The 14,435-nt window shown below is 69.3% G+C and carries 17 protein-coding genes and 1 pseudogene; 8 read left to right on the forward strand and 10 right to left on the reverse strand.

The window, feature by feature from the left end; all coding sequences use genetic code 11:
• Window positions 1-43: 43 nt before the first annotated feature.
• Together OHU89_RS51975 and OHU89_RS51980 are read left to right on the forward strand one after the other, a co-directional pair.
• Complete coding sequence (locus OHU89_RS51975) at window positions 44-877, forward strand: transposase family protein (protein WP_405653565.1); 834 nt, start codon at window positions 44-46, stop codon at window positions 875-877.
• A gap of 135 nt (window positions 878-1,012) precedes the next feature.
• Complete coding sequence (locus OHU89_RS51980; protein WP_405654005.1) at window positions 1,013-1,567, forward strand: hypothetical protein; 555 nt, start codon at window positions 1,013-1,015, stop codon at window positions 1,565-1,567.
• Between the two features lie 488 nt (window positions 1,568-2,055).
• Here the strand turns inward: OHU89_RS51980 and OHU89_RS51985 are convergent, their stop codons facing one another.
• The 4 genes from OHU89_RS51985 to OHU89_RS52000 all read right to left on the reverse strand — a co-directional run bounded on the left by OHU89_RS51985 (window position 2,056) and on the right by OHU89_RS52000 (window position 5,304).
• Window positions 2,056-2,379, reverse strand: coding sequence for a hypothetical protein (locus tag OHU89_RS51985; protein WP_405654008.1), 324 nt, complete (start codon window positions 2,377-2,379; stop codon window positions 2,056-2,058).
• 210 nt (window positions 2,380-2,589) lie between these two features.
• Window positions 2,590-4,119 (reverse strand): ISKra4 family transposase, encoded by a 1,530-nt coding sequence (locus OHU89_RS51990; protein WP_405654010.1) that lies wholly within the window; start codon window positions 4,117-4,119, stop codon window positions 2,590-2,592.
• A gap of 45 nt (window positions 4,120-4,164) precedes the next feature.
• Window positions 4,165-4,770 carry a hypothetical protein gene (locus OHU89_RS51995; protein WP_405639058.1) on the reverse strand — a complete coding sequence of 202 codons (606 nt, stop codon included), beginning with the start codon at window positions 4,768-4,770 and terminating at the stop codon, window positions 4,165-4,167.
• A 267-nt stretch (window positions 4,771-5,037) separates the two neighbouring features.
• Window positions 5,038-5,304, reverse strand: a complete 267-nt coding sequence (locus OHU89_RS52000; RefSeq protein ID WP_362409139.1) for a hypothetical protein — start codon at window positions 5,302-5,304, stop codon at window positions 5,038-5,040.
• Window positions 5,305-5,687: 383 nt separating this feature from the next.
• On the opposite strand from OHU89_RS52000, the gene OHU89_RS52005 reads away from it, so the two are divergent.
• From OHU89_RS52005 to OHU89_RS52020, 4 genes and pseudogenes are all read left to right on the forward strand, one after another.
• Window positions 5,688-6,122 (forward strand): NUDIX domain-containing protein, encoded by a 435-nt coding sequence (locus tag OHU89_RS52005; protein WP_405654012.1) that lies wholly within the window; start codon window positions 5,688-5,690, stop codon window positions 6,120-6,122.
• A gap of 52 nt (window positions 6,123-6,174) precedes the next feature.
• Window positions 6,175-6,351: pseudogene (locus OHU89_RS52010) on the forward strand (UDP-glucose 6-dehydrogenase); the annotation flags it as partial.
• A 326-nt stretch (window positions 6,352-6,677) separates the two neighbouring features.
• The gene (locus OHU89_RS52015; protein ID WP_405654014.1) at window positions 6,678-7,004 is read left to right on the forward strand and encodes a nucleoside triphosphate pyrophosphohydrolase; all 327 of its coding nucleotides are present in this window, start codon (window positions 6,678-6,680) and stop codon (window positions 7,002-7,004) included.
• Window positions 6,955-7,317: a tetratricopeptide repeat protein gene (locus OHU89_RS52020; RefSeq protein WP_405654016.1), complete on the forward strand. Its 363-nt coding sequence runs from the start codon at window positions 6,955-6,957 to the stop codon at window positions 7,315-7,317. Before OHU89_RS52015 ends, OHU89_RS52020 begins: the two co-directional genes overlap by 50 nt.
• A gap of 30 nt (window positions 7,318-7,347) precedes the next feature.
• Here OHU89_RS52020 and OHU89_RS52025 read toward each other — a convergent pair whose 3' ends face one another.
• The 6 genes from OHU89_RS52025 to OHU89_RS52050 form a co-directional block, all read right to left on the reverse strand.
• On the reverse strand, window positions 7,348-7,695 hold the full coding sequence (locus tag OHU89_RS52025) for a helicase associated domain-containing protein (protein WP_405654018.1): 348 nt from the start codon (window positions 7,693-7,695) through the stop codon (window positions 7,348-7,350).
• Between the two features lie 326 nt (window positions 7,696-8,021).
• Window positions 8,022-8,849, reverse strand: a complete 828-nt coding sequence (gene istB / locus OHU89_RS52030; RefSeq protein ID WP_405652987.1) for an IS21-like element helper ATPase IstB — start codon at window positions 8,847-8,849, stop codon at window positions 8,022-8,024.
• 2 nt (window positions 8,850-8,851) lie between these two features.
• Complete coding sequence (gene istA, locus OHU89_RS52035) at window positions 8,852-10,129, reverse strand: IS21 family transposase (protein WP_405652990.1); 1,278 nt, start codon at window positions 10,127-10,129, stop codon at window positions 8,852-8,854.
• A gap of 55 nt (window positions 10,130-10,184) precedes the next feature.
• Window positions 10,185-12,143, reverse strand: coding sequence for a DEAD/DEAH box helicase family protein (locus tag OHU89_RS52040; protein WP_405655076.1), 1,959 nt, complete (start codon window positions 12,141-12,143; stop codon window positions 10,185-10,187).
• A 285-nt stretch (window positions 12,144-12,428) separates the two neighbouring features.
• The gene (locus OHU89_RS52045; RefSeq protein ID WP_405655078.1) at window positions 12,429-13,103 is read right to left on the reverse strand and encodes a nucleotidyl transferase AbiEii/AbiGii toxin family protein; all 675 of its coding nucleotides are present in this window, start codon (window positions 13,101-13,103) and stop codon (window positions 12,429-12,431) included.
• A 2-nt stretch (window positions 13,104-13,105) separates the two neighbouring features.
• Window positions 13,106-13,495, reverse strand: coding sequence for a hypothetical protein (locus tag OHU89_RS52050; protein WP_405654020.1), 390 nt, complete (start codon window positions 13,493-13,495; stop codon window positions 13,106-13,108).
• A gap of 43 nt (window positions 13,496-13,538) precedes the next feature.
• Here OHU89_RS52050 and OHU89_RS52055 point away from each other — a divergent pair, with 43 nt between their 5' ends.
• Both OHU89_RS52055 and OHU89_RS52060 read left to right on the forward strand, forming a co-directional pair.
• Window positions 13,539-13,727: a hypothetical protein gene (locus OHU89_RS52055; RefSeq protein ID WP_405654022.1), complete on the forward strand. Its 189-nt coding sequence runs from the start codon at window positions 13,539-13,541 to the stop codon at window positions 13,725-13,727.
• A gap of 90 nt (window positions 13,728-13,817) precedes the next feature.
• Window positions 13,818-14,270: a hypothetical protein gene (locus OHU89_RS52060; protein WP_405654023.1), complete on the forward strand. Its 453-nt coding sequence runs from the start codon at window positions 13,818-13,820 to the stop codon at window positions 14,268-14,270.
• The last annotated feature ends 165 nt before the right edge of the window (window positions 14,271-14,435 follow it).

A 14,435-nucleotide genomic window follows, 5' to 3' on the forward strand; every position in this document is an offset into this window, starting at 1 on the left:
TCCTGCCGTAACGCGAGGGCCCCCGGCGGGAGTTGGTAGATGTGTGAGCAAAAACCAGCCCGCCGGGGACACTCAGGAAGTTGTCTACCAGGTCCGCCTCCCGCTGTCGAAGCGGACCATCAGCCTCGTCGCCGACCTGATACGCCGGCGCCGGAACCAGATGCGCTCGCCCTGGCGCAAGGCCGAACCCGGCCGGCAGGCCGTCATCGTGCTCGCCGTCCTGCGCCACGACCAGCGTCTGGCCGACATGGCCGGCGGCAACGGTGTCGGGGAGTCCACCGTCCGCCGCTGGGTGAAGGAAGTCGTGAAGCTGCTGGCCGCCCGGTCCCCGCGCCTGGACCGGGCGTTGAAGAAGATCGCCCGCAGCGGCGGGGTCGTGGTCCTCCTCGACGGCACCCTGATCCGCACCCACCGCCGCACCGGGAAGGACGACCGGAAGAACTACTCAGGCAAGCACAAGGCCCATGGCCTGCTGTTTCTCGCGCTGACCGATGAGAAGGGCAACCTGATCTGGATCTCCGCGGCCAGGCCCGGCCGGTCCAGCGAGATCACCACCGCCCGCCACAACAAGATCACCGGACACCTGCGGGAAGCCGGCCTCGGTGCCCTGGCCGACCTCGGCTTCGTCGGCCTCGACGACAAACCCGACGACGACCCGGTGATCATCACCGGCCGCAAGGCCACCCGCAACCACCAGCTGACCGCTGCCGAGAAGGAGACGAACCGCCTGGTCAGCCGCGAACGCGCCGCCAACGAACACGGCTTCGCGAACCTCAAGTCATGGCGGACCCTGACCAAGCTCCGCACCGACACCCGGCAGGCCACCACGCTCCTGCGAGCCCTGCTCGTCCTGGCGAACAGCGAAGTACAGCGGTGACGGGACGGGCGGACGATCTCGCCCCGACGATCATTCCGCCTACCAGCGTGAGGACCTCACCGGCGCATCACACCAGCCCCACTGAACTGCAAAAACGAGCTTGGCGCAGCCTCACTGCTGAAGGGATCCCAACTCATGACGCACATCCAGACTGACGACTCAGCCCGCGCCACGGACACGTATCTGCTCTTCGCGCATGAGGCGTACTACCCCGACTCCGGCACCCAGGAGATCAACACCACCGTGGTCGCTGCCGCCTCCCTGCTCCACCCCCAGGTGAGGCAGCCCGACGGCGCCCGGATCCACGACCGCCTCACCCGGGGACGCCGGCCGGGCGAGATCATTCCGCTGTCCACGCTCACCCACGAACTGGACGGCGGTGCCAGCTGGCCTGCGGTCGGCGACTGGGCAACGGTCACCACCGACCTCGTGCAGCTCGTCCGCACGGGAGAGTGTGACGCCCTCAGCCTCGGGCTGCCCGAGATCGGGCGCGCTTTTGTCTGCGTCGGCCCCGACAGCCAGGTGCGGGTCTTCGACGCCGCCGCCGACCAGGTCATCACCTACGGGCCGCAGGAGCGCGTCGCTGTCCTGGCCGAGGTCGACAGGTTCCTCACCGGCCTCGTCGCCGAGCGGCCGTTCTGGCCGGGCGACGGACTGCTTCCCCCGATCATCTCCGGGGATGTCAGCTGATGTTCGGCTACGAAGCGTACGAAGTCTGGGTGGAGCTGCGCTGGCTGCCTACCAAGCCCACAGACCGCAACCACCGCTGTCCCGGCAGATTCTGCTGCCGATGTCGGAGCGGCCTGACAGATTCCGCTCGTCCCGGGCCCCGCTTCGAACGGACACGCGCACAGTGACGCGGGGCTTCCTGATCGGCGTGATGGGGTCCGTGAGGGCAAGCGTCGCGGCTCTGGCGGGGCCGATTCACGTGATCCGCCTGCAGCGGTGCTGCTGACCTGGCGCCTCGGGCACTTTCGGGCTGTCGGCCGGGTTGTTCACGCGACTGGCCGTGCACAGCCATCCTTCGAACCCGTACCCACATCACACCCGCCCGATGGGCGACTGCAGACATCAAAGGACGCCAGTGCTTTGTCCGTCTCTGCGTAGGCTGCCCCGCCGCGACCGTCGCCTACGTCCCGCAGCTCTAGGTGCCCGGCATCCGCTCCCACCGGGAGTGGTTACTGCCAGAAGACTTCTTCGACGATGATCTGCGGGTCGGTCGTGCGGCGGATGAAGACGTAGCGCAGCCATCCGCGGCCGTGGTCGAAGTAGGCGATGTGCGGGCCGTCGGGCACGGTTGAGCGTCCGGGTTCCACCCAGCAGCCCTCGGGTAGATCGGGCAGGTTGTCGATGCCGCGGAAGTAGGGGTCTTTGACCGTGACGAGTTCGGCGCGGACGTCTTCTACCAGGGCGCGCACAGGAGGGGGCGGCGCATCGTGATCGGCGCGCGCCGAGCGGACCCAGTCCATCTGCCACGGCGGGCCCATGAAGGCGAAGTTCACTGACCGGGCTCCACCTTTGCGGCTTCACGGCGCAGATGGGCGGCCTGGGTCAGCAACTGCAGGGCCTGGTCGTTGGTGGCGGCGTCAGCGGCGCGCTCTTCCAGCTCACGAACGTGGCGGTCGAGGTCAGGGTCGCGGGCAAGGGCGAACTCGGTCCACCAGCGGGCGAGAAAGGCCGGGGGTGTAGCTCTTCTCCGGTGAGGTCGTTGCTCAGGCGGTGAGTTTGTAGTCGGCCTGGTCGGCGGCGGGATGTAGGCGCCTGCGTTCGGCCTGGACGTGGAAGTTCCAGTACGCCGGGAAGTCGTCGTTGCTGATGACGGCGCGGAGGTTGAGGAGTGCCTCGGCGCCTGGGACGCTCCATCTGCTGCCGGTTATGTCGAGTCGGTCGGCGATGAGGTGGCGGGCTGCGCCTTCGATGACGCCGCTGGCGATGGGCCAGCCGGCGGCGAGTGCCCGGTCGTAGTGGACGAAGTCGGCGTTGTTGTTGAGGTATTGGCAGGCTTTGTCGGCGGCCGTCCGTTGATCACCTGTCAGCTTGCGGTGGTCGGCTTCGGCGCGGATCTCGTCGGCGGCCTGTTGGCCGCATCCGTGCAGGACACGGGCGGCCTTGACGGCGATCCAGTCCTCGGCAGCCGGATCGGCGGGAGCGTGGAAGCAGCGGGCCGCGGCCCAGAGTTTCTCGATCACGTGGACCAGGTCGAGGACGATGTGGATGTTCACGCCGCGGCGCTCGGCCTCGGCCTGGATCAGGTCGAGTTGGTGGCGGGCGCCGTCGACGAGGACCACCCAGCACCTGCGGTGCTGCGGGTCACGGGCCTGGGCCTGGTCGAAGGCGGCGGCGATGACGTGCTCGGGATCGTGCTCGACCGATCCTGTCAGCCACTTGGCCTGGGCTTTGGGACCGGGGCGCGGGATGCGGGCGGTGCTGCGGCCGCCGGGCGGGGCGATGATGTCGTGCGGGCGGCGCACGGCCGGGTCGGCGTCGTAGACGGCGGCCAGGGTCGCCATCCGCTTGCGTCCCGTCTTCTCCCCGACGGCCAGGCGGGTGCGGAAGGTCCGCTTGGCACGCTCGGCTGCCTTGCGGGTGGCCTCGCGCAGATGGCCCGGCCGCATGATGATCCCCTTGCCGTCCGCGGACAGCACCAGCAGCGTGGATGCGTTCTGCGGCACCGGGGTGCGCGCGGCGTAGAACGCGGCCACGTCCACCGCCGCTGCCTGCACCAGGTGTTCGACCTGGCGTTTGCCCACGACCTTCCCGCAGCAGCGGGTGATCGCCTCCATCGCGGTGTCATACGAGCCGCGCACCGCCTCGAGCACGGCCAGCTTGCGCACTCCCAGGCTGTGCCGCTCGTGCGGCAGGCCGAGCACCGCGTCGGCCGGATAGCAGTTGGCCTGGCCCGGCGACCTGAGCGCGCACCGGGTGACCCTCACCGTCCCGATGATGGTGGCCAGTTCGCGGTGATGCCCGCGCTCCAGCCGGGTGCGTCCGCCGGCGAGGGCTGCACGGGCGCATGGATCCAGCACGGTCAGTTCCGCCTCCTCGTGGCGGGCGCGCAGGTCAAGGTGGGCCTGCAGCAGCAGCCGGGCCAGCTCCCGGCCCCGCGCCGCGGCCATCTCCTCCACGTCCTGATGGGGCAGGGCCAGTACGGCGGGGCCGGAGAGATCGCAGATCAGCTGAGTGAAGAAAGAAACCGCGCTGGCAAACGGGTCAGCCATCGCGGCATGCTCGTAGTCTTCCATCGGGCTCTCGTTCCGGGGCATCGAATGGTTTCGTCACCCTCGACGCTAGGCGCGAGAGCCCTCCCGCTCACCGGCGCGAGGCGACACCACGGAGTCGTTGCCGCGCCCCGGCGCACGCCCCGGCGGCGCCGTATCCCGCGAAGCGAACAGACCCGGCGACACCTCGGCGATCCAACCCCGCCCGCTCAGCCGCTTCAGCTTCGACCGGAACCCTTCCACCTTGCTCTTGTCCGTCGACAAACCCAACACGGAGCACAGCTGATGCGCCCGCATCGGATGCACCGCGTCGGCGAGCACCTCCACGATGTCCGCGTACGCATCCGGCAGCGCCTCCGCCCCCAACTGGTCCGTCCACGACGGCACCAGCCGCACCCCGACCGGCGAGCCGGCCTCGAACCGGTCCGCTTCCGCCGCTGGTTCCTCAGGCGCCCCGGCCTCGCCTTCCGGCTCCATCTCCGCATCCGGTCCGGTGACCGGCCCGTCCCCGGACAGGATCTCGGTCATCGTCTCCCGGGTGATCTCCAACCGGGAAACCACGGCTTCCTGCTCGGCCAGCTGCCCCGCCAACTCATTGATCTGACCACGCAGTTCCGAGATCCGAGCCCGCGCACCAGCCTCGCGCCGCTCCAACTCCTCCAACCACGACACCATCGACGCCCCCAAGAACCCGAACCCTGGGCACGACGATCCGGCAAACCACCGCGATCAGCAACGATCGAGCCCAAAAAGGACTCACCGGAGAAGAGCTACACCCAAAGGCCGGTACCGGAGCGGTGTAGCGGGGCTGTCCGATTGCGGCGTCCCAGTGCCGGTCGTAGTCGGCGAGCAGCTGCGGAGTGTGTTGGGCGATCGCGGCGCGCAGCGCTTTGGTGTTTCGCTCGGGCATCGGAGGGACGCCCGATGGCTTGGGTGCACTCGTCATGCCGCCACCTCCTCCTCGCTGGCTGTGTCTGCCTGCTGGGCCTTGTAGGCGAGGGCAAGGGTGGAAATGTGCTGAGGGGTGACATCCAGGTGCCGGGCGACGGCGGAGTTACCTCCTCTGCCCAGCTCCACGGCGATACGCCCCGCGGCGTGCGCGAACGCTTCCTTCGCCTGAGTGATGGCTGCTTGCAGCTCATCGAGCTCCAGGCGCTGAGCCGGGGTGAGCTCGGCCTGCCGGGCACGGACGCGTGGAGTGTCGCTCATGAGGAGAGTGTGCACTCCACTGCCCCTTAATTGCAACTGGAGATTGATATAAACGGGCTGGCGAACTCTGCTGCTCACTCCCGTCGGGAATACAGAAGGGACACGTCTTGCTCCTGAACCCTGCGCGGGCCGGGACAAGCTCGGCTTCGCCAGCCCGGTCCCGTCCTGGCTGAACGGGCCCCTGGCAGGCTGGGCGGATGCCCAGATCCACACCGCCCTGACCGAGGCCCCCGGGTCTTTGAGGCCGCTGCTGGAGGGCGGGCTCAAGCCGGGCGGGCGGTTCGACCGCACGAGGATGCAGGCCCTCATGGCGGCCTCCTGGTTTCATGACCACACGGTGAGGGCTGCCGCATGAGCCTCAACTGCCTTACTACGGTATCCCGATGCACCAGAACACCACCACCGACTGCCCGGCCACCGCCCGCGGAGCGGTCGCGATCATCGCCAACCGCCGCGGCGAACTCCTCCTCCACCTGCGTGACGACCTGCCCGGCATCGCCTGGCCAGATCACTGGAGCGTGCTGGGCGGCGGCTGCGACCCCGGCGAAAAGCCGCACGAGACGATCGTCCGCGAGCTCGACGAAGAAGCCAGCCTGACCGTCCACGGCCTGACCGAGCTCTTCGAGATCCGTGACGAGCACGGCTCCGGGCAGCTGATCACGTTCTTCGCCGCCTCCTGGGACGGCGACGAGACCACGCTGCCCCTCGCGGAGGGCGTCAAGCTCCAGTTCTTCGCCCCTGAACACCTCGGCACCCTCACGATCCCGCCGTTCATCCGGGACGGGATCCACCGCCATCTGGCCGCCCGGCCCGCCTGACCTTGTCCTGGTGGGGCCGCCGGGCGGCCCCATCCCGAAGGGACACCCGTTCATGAAACTCACCGTCGTCGGCTGCGGCTACCTCGGCGCCACCCACGCGGCCTGCATGGCCGAACTCGGCCACGAGGTCCTCGGTATGGACTGCGACATGGACAAGGTCGCCGTTTTGAACTCGGGCAAGGCCCCGTTCTTCGAACGCGACCTCGATAACCTCCTGACCCAGCACACCCGTCGACCGGCTCATGCACCACGCTCGGGCCGAGGCCCTGGCTGAACGGGATGAGGCGCTCACCGCGAGGGACGCCGCCCTGGGTGTCACCGCCCTGCCCACGATCCCGCCGCGGCAGCGGGCTGGCCCTTCGGTCGGACGGGCTCGGCGCCCGCTTCCGCCGCGGGGGCGGCGGTGGCGAGCCGCTGCTGCGGCACGGGGTCCCTCCGAACGGGTGGGATTGGCGGTTCGCATGGCGAGTGGTGAGGCGATTTCTCTAGGCTGCGGCGGCATGAAGGGGCGGCGTCTGGCGACCGCCTCATGAAGACAGGTGCGGGGGAGCACGGGTGGAGCCCTACAGCAGGCACGGCAAGTTGGTGCGGGACCGGATTCCGCAGATCATCCGGGCGGACGGGGCCGAGCCGGTCACCTACACCGCGGGCCCGGAGGAATATCGCGGCCGGCTGCGGGACAAGCTCGGCGAGGAGGTCGCCGAGTTCCTTGAGGCGGATGAGGACGCGGCGCCGGAGGAGCTCGCGGACGTGCTGGAGGTCGTGCGCGCGCTCGCTGCGGACCTGGGGGTCGACGCGGATCGGCTGGAGAAGATCCGTGAGGCCAAGGCGGGTGAGCGGGGCGGCTTTGCCGACCGGGTCGTCTGGACGGGCAACCGCTGATCCAGGCTGTCCTCGGCGACGAGTCGGTACACGGCTTCGTGCGCAACTGCGTACGCGGTTGGGGACGTTGTTTGGTACGCGGCTTCGTGCACCAGGGGGTGTTGGGGTTGGATCACCGGGCACGCTGAGTACGGCGTACAACCTGGCCGTTGACCTGGTGGCTGTGGGTCGGGTGGGGGAGGCGCGTGTGTTGGGTGAGGAGACGCTGGAGGGTCGGCGGCGGGTGTTGGGAGAAGGCCACCCCGATACCCAGAAGACAGCCTGTGGGTTGGCGTCGTTGGGCGAAGAACCGGAGAGTCCCGGGGCCGGGTAGTGCCCGTGCCACCAGCTGCTCCCGCACCGTCTACCAGCGCATCCCCAACGCGTTGAGGGCTTCACGGCGTTCGGGGCTCAGCTTGGCGGCCCTGCGGCGGGCGTTGGCTACGAACGACCCGAGCCCGAGCAGTTCGCCCTCGACGTCCTCGCGATGCTGCCGTGCCACGCGGAGGTGTCCTTCGCGGGCGTGGAATTGCCGTGCGGCGGTCATGTTGCGTTCCCACAGCTCGTCCTGGGACGTCCTCATCGGCCGGAGCTCTGGTCCATGCTCGGGGTCGATGCCGAGGCTCTCGAGGAGGTAGTGCTGGGCTGGCGTCAGCTTGTCCCACGCGGCCGTCTGTCCGGCGATCCATACCGCGAGGTCCTCGCCCTGCACGACCAGCTCGCCCGTCTTGGCGGGGAGGGCGCCGCAGGCCTGGACGTGACGGAGAAGCAGCCGATAGCAGCGTTGCCATCCGATCTCCCACTCCGGGCACCGCCCCGGATCGATCTCCTCCAGGGCCTCCAGACGCGCTGGTGACAGCTCCCCAGCGCTGGAGATGCCGGTCTCTCCGGCGGCACGCCGTGCGGTGTTCTCCCGGGCCTTCTTCGCAGCCGCGCGCTGGTTTTTCGCCCAGGTCCCGATCGTGTCGGCGGCGGTTGAACGCGGACCCAGTCTGGTCGGTTGAATCGTGACCCGTGTGGCCTGTGGTTGGTGGTGGTTCAGTCGGTTTCTGTTGTGGCGGTGGGGACGCGGCCGAGTTGCCGTCCGCGCATCCGGTAGGAATCGCCTTTGAGGGAGTGGACCTCGGCGTGGTGGACGAGGCGGTCGATCATGGCGGCGGCCACGGTCTCGTCGCCGAAGACCTCTCCCCAGCGTCCGAAGGGCTTGTTGCTCGTGACGATCACGGACGCGCGTTCGTATCGGTTCGAGATGAGCTGGAAGAACAGGTTGGCGGCCTCGGCTTCGAAGGGGATGTAGCCGACTTCGTCGACCACGATCAGCGGATAGCGGGACAGTTTGGTGAGCTCGGCCTGGAGGTGTCCGGCGTGGTGGGCGGCGGCCAGGCGGTCGACCCATTCGGCGGCGGTGGCGAACGCGACCCGGTGGCCGGCCTGGCAGGCGCGGACCGCAAGTCCGATCGCCAGGTGTGTCTTCCCGGTCCCGGGCGGTCCCAGAAAAACTGTGTTCTCTTTGCCGGTGATGAAGTCCAACGTGCCCAGATGCGCGAGCTGTTGGCGCGTTATGCCGCGCAGATGGGTGACGTCGAGTTCCTCGATCGTCTTGATCGCGGGGAAGCGGGCGCCGCGGATGCGGGCCTCGCCGCCGTGGCTCTCGCGGGCGGCGACTTCGCGCTGCAGGCAGGCGACCAGGAACTCGGCGTGGGTCCAGGATTCGGTGCGGGCCCGCTCGGCGAGGCGCTCGGCGGCGTCCAGCAGGGCCGGGGCCTTCATCGCCCGGGAGTAGAAGGCCAGGTCGGATGCGGTCTGCTCGCCGGTCCGGCCGCTGCCCGTCTTCGCAGTGACCGGTGTGGTGGCGGTGCGGGCCATATTCAGGACACCCCGTCCCCGGTCTCGTCGCGGCCGGCGTCGCCCTCGATGAGGGTGAACACCCGGTCGTAGTCGGTCAGTTCGCGTTGCTCGACATCGACCAGGCGGTCGGCGGCCGTGGCGCGGAGTCGGGCGGCCTGGGCCGCGGTGTGGTGGCGGTACTCACCGCGCAGGGCAGCGGCGGTGCGGGCGTGATCGGGATCGGTGATGGTCTGGTGCTTGGCCCAGCAGCGGGCATGGCGGGCCACGACGGCCCCGCCGGGAGCGAGGGTGGCGATGACCTCCTCGATGCTGGTGGTGACCTGGACTTTCTTGCCGATCGCCAGGGGGTGCACGGAGTAGTCGCAGGTGTCGACGCGGATGTAGTGGTCGCGTCCGATGCGGGTGAAGAAGCGCGACCAGCGGGGCGGATCGACGGGCGGGAGGGCGAGCATGCCGGCCCGGTCGGCCTCCCACCGCTCGACGGGACGGGTGCCCAGGGTGCGGTGGATGCGCCGGTTGGCGACGTGCAGCCACTGTCCGAGCTGGGTGTTGAAGTCGCCGGGTCCGCTGAAGGTGCGGCCGGGCAGAAAGCTCGTCTCGAGGTAGCCGTTGGCCCTCTCGACCAGCCCCTTCGCTTCTGGATCACGGGGCCGGCAGAGGAAGATCTTGACCGCGAGGAGTCCGGCGAAGGCGGCGAAGTCGACGGTGACCTTGCCCTGGCCGATACCGGCCTCGTTGTCCCAGACCAGCATTTTCGGCACCGCATTCCAGCCGGTCAGCAGCTGCCAGTGACCGTCGATCAGATCGCCTGTCATCCGGCTCGGCAGCATCCGCGCGGCGATGATCCTCGAGTAGCCCGAGACCATCACCAGTACCGGTGGCCGCCCGGACTGGCCATAGCCGAGCGGGATGTCCACCGGCGGGAACCACAGGTCGCACTGAGCCAGTTCGCCGGGCTGATACGTCGTGCGCGAGACCGGATCGACAGGGAGGTAGGCCGGCCGCAGCTCGCGGACACGGTCCTTGAGAATCGTCATCCCGCGGTCCCAGCCGATCCGCTCCGCGATCACCGTCGCCGGCATCGTCGGGGTCTGTTTCAGCAGCTCACGGATCTGCGGTTCGACCGCGTCGACCGCCGAGCCCTTCAGCGGCCGGGAGTACACCGGCGGCCGGTCCGTGGCCAGCGCCCGTTTCACCGTGTTCTTCGAGATGCCCAGATGCCTTGCGATCGCCCTGATCGGCATCTCCTCGGCCCGGTGCAGCCTGCGGATCTCTGCCCAGTCCTCCACTTGGATCACCCTCTCCTCCCGATCTCCAATCAAGATCAGGTTGGTATGGATGCCACGAAGTGAGTCAGTTTTGATCCGCCACCAGAGGGTCACCGTTCAGACGACGCCGACAGATCGCCATGTCCTGCCAGACGGCGGAGGCCGGCGGGAGGAAGTGGCCGTGTACGGCGGCGTAGTCGCGGGCCACGGCGAGGCCGGCATCCCACGCGGAGGCGTGCACTGACCAGACCATGCCGAGGTTCTCCAGCGTGGTGACCCGCTTGGCGTCCAGGGCCCCGGCCGCGTAGTAGCGCCGCTGATCTGCGACCCAGACCCCCAGCGGATGCCCCGCACTACTGTCCCAGTCCTCCGGGCAGACGAACGTGTACGGCACGCGCAGCTCGCTGTTGCCGGTCTCGCGCAGCCACCTCGTGGCGGCCTCGATGCCGCGGAGCCAGTAGGCGCGTTCGGGGTCGATGACCCGCAGCCCGACGAATTGCGTGAGGACGGCCGGGTCGCGTTCCTCGGTGAACCGCAGCACTCCCGCCGCCGCGGCCCCGACCGCCGGAACAAGATCCTGCTCCTGGCCGTCCTCCTCACCACCAATGTCCTCCTCGACGCCGTCGCCGTCCTCGGACACCCAACTGCCGCTGCGCAGACGGGGATCGGCAAGCGCCTCGATCGTCTCGGCATCGTGCGCCCGCAGGGCTCCGAGGACCTTGCTGAGGCTGTTGTAGGCATCCGAGGTGAGCAACTCATTCGGATCTTCGTCCGGTCCGAGGAATACCGGAACGATCAGCGTGGCGAGTTTCCCGCGTCCTGGGTGCAACCGCAGCGCGCGCCCGACCATCTGCACGATATCGACCATGGAGCCACGCGCATCCGCGAAAAGCACGGCATCGCATTCGGCGGTATCGACACCTTCCCCGAGGACGCGGACCGAGGAAAGGACCCGCAGCTCAGCCCGCACATCCTCACCCTCGAACGCGGGCCATGCGAGGAAATCGGAAGCGAACTCATTCAGCACGGCCCGCCGGTGGCCGGGGGCGTGCTCGCCGTACAGCCAGTCCGCCCACACCTGCCGAGCCGGCGGGTAGGTGTCTGGGGCGTCCTCAGCGAGCCGGCGGGCCGTCACCGGCACGGCGGCCGCCATCGCCTCCGCTTCGCCTACCCGGCTATGGAACGACAGCACTCGACGAAACCGCTCCTTGACCGCAGCATGCATCAGCCCGGTCTGCACGGCCGCCAGCCGCGCCCCGCGGACCGCATCGGATCCGGTGGCCTCGCTGTTCAAAGCCGCGTACAGATCGGGATCACGGATGTCCAGGCACAGCACCTGGTACGGGGCGACGATGCCCCGCCCGATCGCCTCGGACAGGGTGAGTTTGTACGCGACGGGCCCGAACACCGGCGAGTCTGTGTCCATGGAGGCCACCAGCCGCGGCGCCCTACTCCCGCTCTGGCCTTCGTCCGCGCCGTCTGCTTCCCAGACCCGGGCGGTGGCGGTCATGTACAGCCGTCGTTGCGCGGGGATCTGTGTCTGGTCGTGGACGGCGGCCCAGGGTTTCATGCCGTCTCCGCTGGTGCGATGGGCTTCGTCGACGACCATCAGGTCCCAGGCCGGGAGGCCGGCCGCGTGCGCGCCCTGCAGAATCTTCAGCCCCACAGCGGCGTAGGTGGCGAAGACGGTGACCGCTTCCAACCCTGCTGTCCAGGAGATCAGTTCGTCGGGATCGGTGGTGCAGGGCAGGCCCTGGCTCTCCTCGGCTCGCAGTGAGCACACGCCGATCATGGCGCCGGTGCGGCCGCCGCGGCGCCACGCGCCGGCGGTCTGGGTGAGCAGGTCCAGGGTGGGCACCAGGACCAGGACGCGCCGGGCGGACAGCCGCTGCGCGCTGTGGGCGGCGATGAGGGTTTTCCCGGAGCCGGTGGCGGCGATGACCTGGGCTCTGAGCCCACCGGGCGGTACCTGTCCGCCGGGTGGCGTGCCAAGGAGGCGGAGCACGTTGTCGACGGCTTCGCTCTGGTGGGGGCGCAGTTCCATGGCGCTCACGAACCGTCACCCTTCCGACCTGGTGGAGAAGGGGCGGCGGCTGCGGGGGCGGTGGGCACAGGAACGGTGGTCATTGCTTGGGAATGTAGCCGTTGTCGCGGGCATGGCGTGGGGGCCTGCGGGAGTTGGGGGCGGCGGCGGTGTGGTGGGTGCCGCAGCCGGCTCAGGGTGCTGGTCGGTCTGGGCGCTGCCCCTTGGCCGCACGGTGGCTGCCGTGACCGTCGCCCGGCCCCGGCTCGCGGGCCTGTGGCCGGGGCAGGGGCGCGGGCGGGCGCTTTAGTCGTCGTCGTGCGTGGGGTCTTCTTCGTGGAGTCTGCTGGCGAGGTCGTCGGCCCAGTGCACGGCCCAGGCGCGCAGCGCGGCGATGGTGGCGGCGTCGAGGCCGTAGGCGGCAAACGCCTCGTCGTCGGTCCACTCGGCGCCCGCGAGGTTGGCCTGGAGGTCTTCTCGTTCGAAGCGTCCCCGGGCGTGTCGCCGGCCGAATTCCTCGAGGTCGGTCACGTTCCAGCGACGGGAGGCGGCGAACACGTCGATGAGGTCTCGGGGCGCGCCTCGGTCTCCCAGGGCGCGTACTTTCGTGCCGATCACGTCTTCTTCCGCAAGGACGGGCCCGTAGGGGCTGTCGGCAACGGGACGCCAGAAGATTTCCTTGAGGATGTCGACTTCGACCTCTTGGTCGGTGTCCGGGTCACGCACGGTGAAGCGGGCCGACAGCGGGGCGGTTTCCAGGGACTGCACCTGCCAGCCGCGCGCTTGCAGGCCGCTGCGCAGCACGGCGGCGATGTCGGCCATGGGGGCGGGGTTTTCGGTGGCGACATCGAGGTCCTGGCTGGGCCGGCTGACCAGACGATGTGCGCGGACGGCGTAGCCGCCGGTCAGCACGAGAGGATAAGGGGAGCCGAGGGCGATGACGTCCGCCAGGAGCCGTGCGTGCAGCTGGGGCATGTCCATGTTCACGCGGCCGTCCGGCCGCGGGCGGCAAGCTGAGGGAAGGCGTCTTCCCAGACAGTGCGCACGGTGCGGCCGACGAGACGGCGCAGTGTCGGCCACAGTTCCAGCAGGACGTCCTGGTTCAGCAAAGACGTGAGGTCCTCGCGCAGGCCTTCGTGCAGGACAGTGCGGTACAGGCCCATCCGCTGCCGCGGCTTGGCCAAGTCGTAGGAGGTCATCCCGGACCACGCCACGTGCAGCGGAAGGTCCACCACACCGCGTGCGGGGCCCTGCAGTTCGTCCAGGGATGCGGGCAGACGCTGCTGGAACTTGCGCCGGTACAGCGCCAGGTCCTCCGCGACCGCTCCAGCCGGATCAGGTCTCGGGGTGGGGGAGTGCGCACGGGCTGCCATGCCTCCATTATGACGGCTGGCGTGGCGGACCCTGGGCGGGACGGTGCCCCTGTGCGACGCGGCCTCCACGCAGCGGGAAGGCGTCACGTCCGAGACTTCGCTCCACGCCCTGGACCGTGTCCTGGTCGCCCTGTGCGGCGACCCCGACATCGGCGAACCACTCCCCGGCACGTCCGCCGGCCCGCAGCCGCGCGAGTACACCGACGAAGCCGACCAGGTCCGTGTCGTGTAGGTCGCCACCGCTCTGCGCACGGTGGTCGTTAACCGGCGGAGAGTTGGCCAAGACGTGGACGGTTTTTGTCTCCTCTGCGATGGTGTGGCGATGTCTGAGGGGGAGCGGGAGACGCTGGCCGTTGCGCTGGACCATGCGTGGCGCTGGTACGAGAACCGGCGTGGCCGTGCGGTGTTGTTCCTTCAGGTTCTCGTGCTGTGGCTGGCCATTCTCGGCACCGCCTACGGTGTTGCTGTGCAGGCCGAGCAGTACGCACTTGCCGGCTCTATGGGGGTGATCGCGGCGGTCAGCGTGGCCGTAACCGATCTGGAGACCTCCAGGCTGCGCGCTTCCGCGCAGCTTGCCGCCGAGGCGGTTACCGAGCTCCAGGGCCGTCTCGCCGATGCGCTGAGCCTGGAGGCGATGCGGCTCAACCAGCGTGAACAGGCTGGACGGCCTCCGACGCCGACCTTGCTGGGCTTGGATTCCGGCCGATGGGTGGCGTTCGTCAGCATCGCCGTGGCGCTCGCGGGCGCCCTGTACACGTGGCTGGCCCTGCCCTAGCGACGAGGCCGCCACCAAATTTCGCGGGCTGGGCGGTGCTCCGGGCGTGTACCTGCTGCCCGGGGGCTGCCTCAGCCCCCGGCGTCCCCGGCCCCGTCCCCGGCAGGATTCCGTCGATCACCTGGAAGAACGACCTGGACAGCCGGCAGTCACAAGATCACAGAA

The sequence above is a fragment of the Streptomyces sp. NBC_00019 genome, assembly GCF_045041015.1.
Taxonomy (GTDB): Bacteria; Actinomycetota; Actinomycetes; order Streptomycetales; family Streptomycetaceae; genus Streptomyces.

Bases quoted from the DNA above. Each gene is read 5' to 3' on its own strand.
- OHU89_RS51980 (WP_405654005.1), top strand. From the start codon at position 1,013: ATGACGCACATCCAGACTGACGACTCAGCCCGCGCCACGGACACGTAT.
- OHU89_RS51990 (WP_405654010.1), bottom strand. From the start codon at position 4,119: ATGGAAGACTACGAGCATGCCGCGATGGCTGACCCGTTTGCCAGCGCG.
- OHU89_RS51995 (WP_405639058.1), bottom strand. From the start codon at position 4,770: ATGGTGTCGTGGTTGGAGGAGTTGGAGCGGCGCGAGGCTGGTGCGCGG.
- OHU89_RS52000 (WP_362409139.1), bottom strand. From the start codon at position 5,304: ATGAGCGACACTCCACGCGTCCGTGCCCGGCAGGCCGAGCTCACCCCG.
- OHU89_RS52005 (WP_405654012.1), top strand. From the start codon at position 5,688: ATGCACCAGAACACCACCACCGACTGCCCGGCCACCGCCCGCGGAGCG.
- istB (WP_405652987.1), bottom strand. From the start codon at position 8,849: ATGGCCCGCACCGCCACCACACCGGTCACTGCGAAGACGGGCAGCGGC.
- OHU89_RS52040 (WP_405655076.1), bottom strand. From the start codon at position 12,143: ATGGAACTGCGCCCCCACCAGAGCGAAGCCGTCGACAACGTGCTCCGC.
- OHU89_RS52045 (WP_405655078.1), bottom strand. From the start codon at position 13,103: ATGGACATGCCCCAGCTGCACGCACGGCTCCTGGCGGACGTCATCGCC.
- OHU89_RS52050 (WP_405654020.1), bottom strand. From the start codon at position 13,495: ATGGCAGCCCGTGCGCACTCCCCCACCCCGAGACCTGATCCGGCTGGA.
- OHU89_RS52060 (WP_405654023.1), top strand. From the start codon at position 13,818: ATGTCTGAGGGGGAGCGGGAGACGCTGGCCGTTGCGCTGGACCATGCG.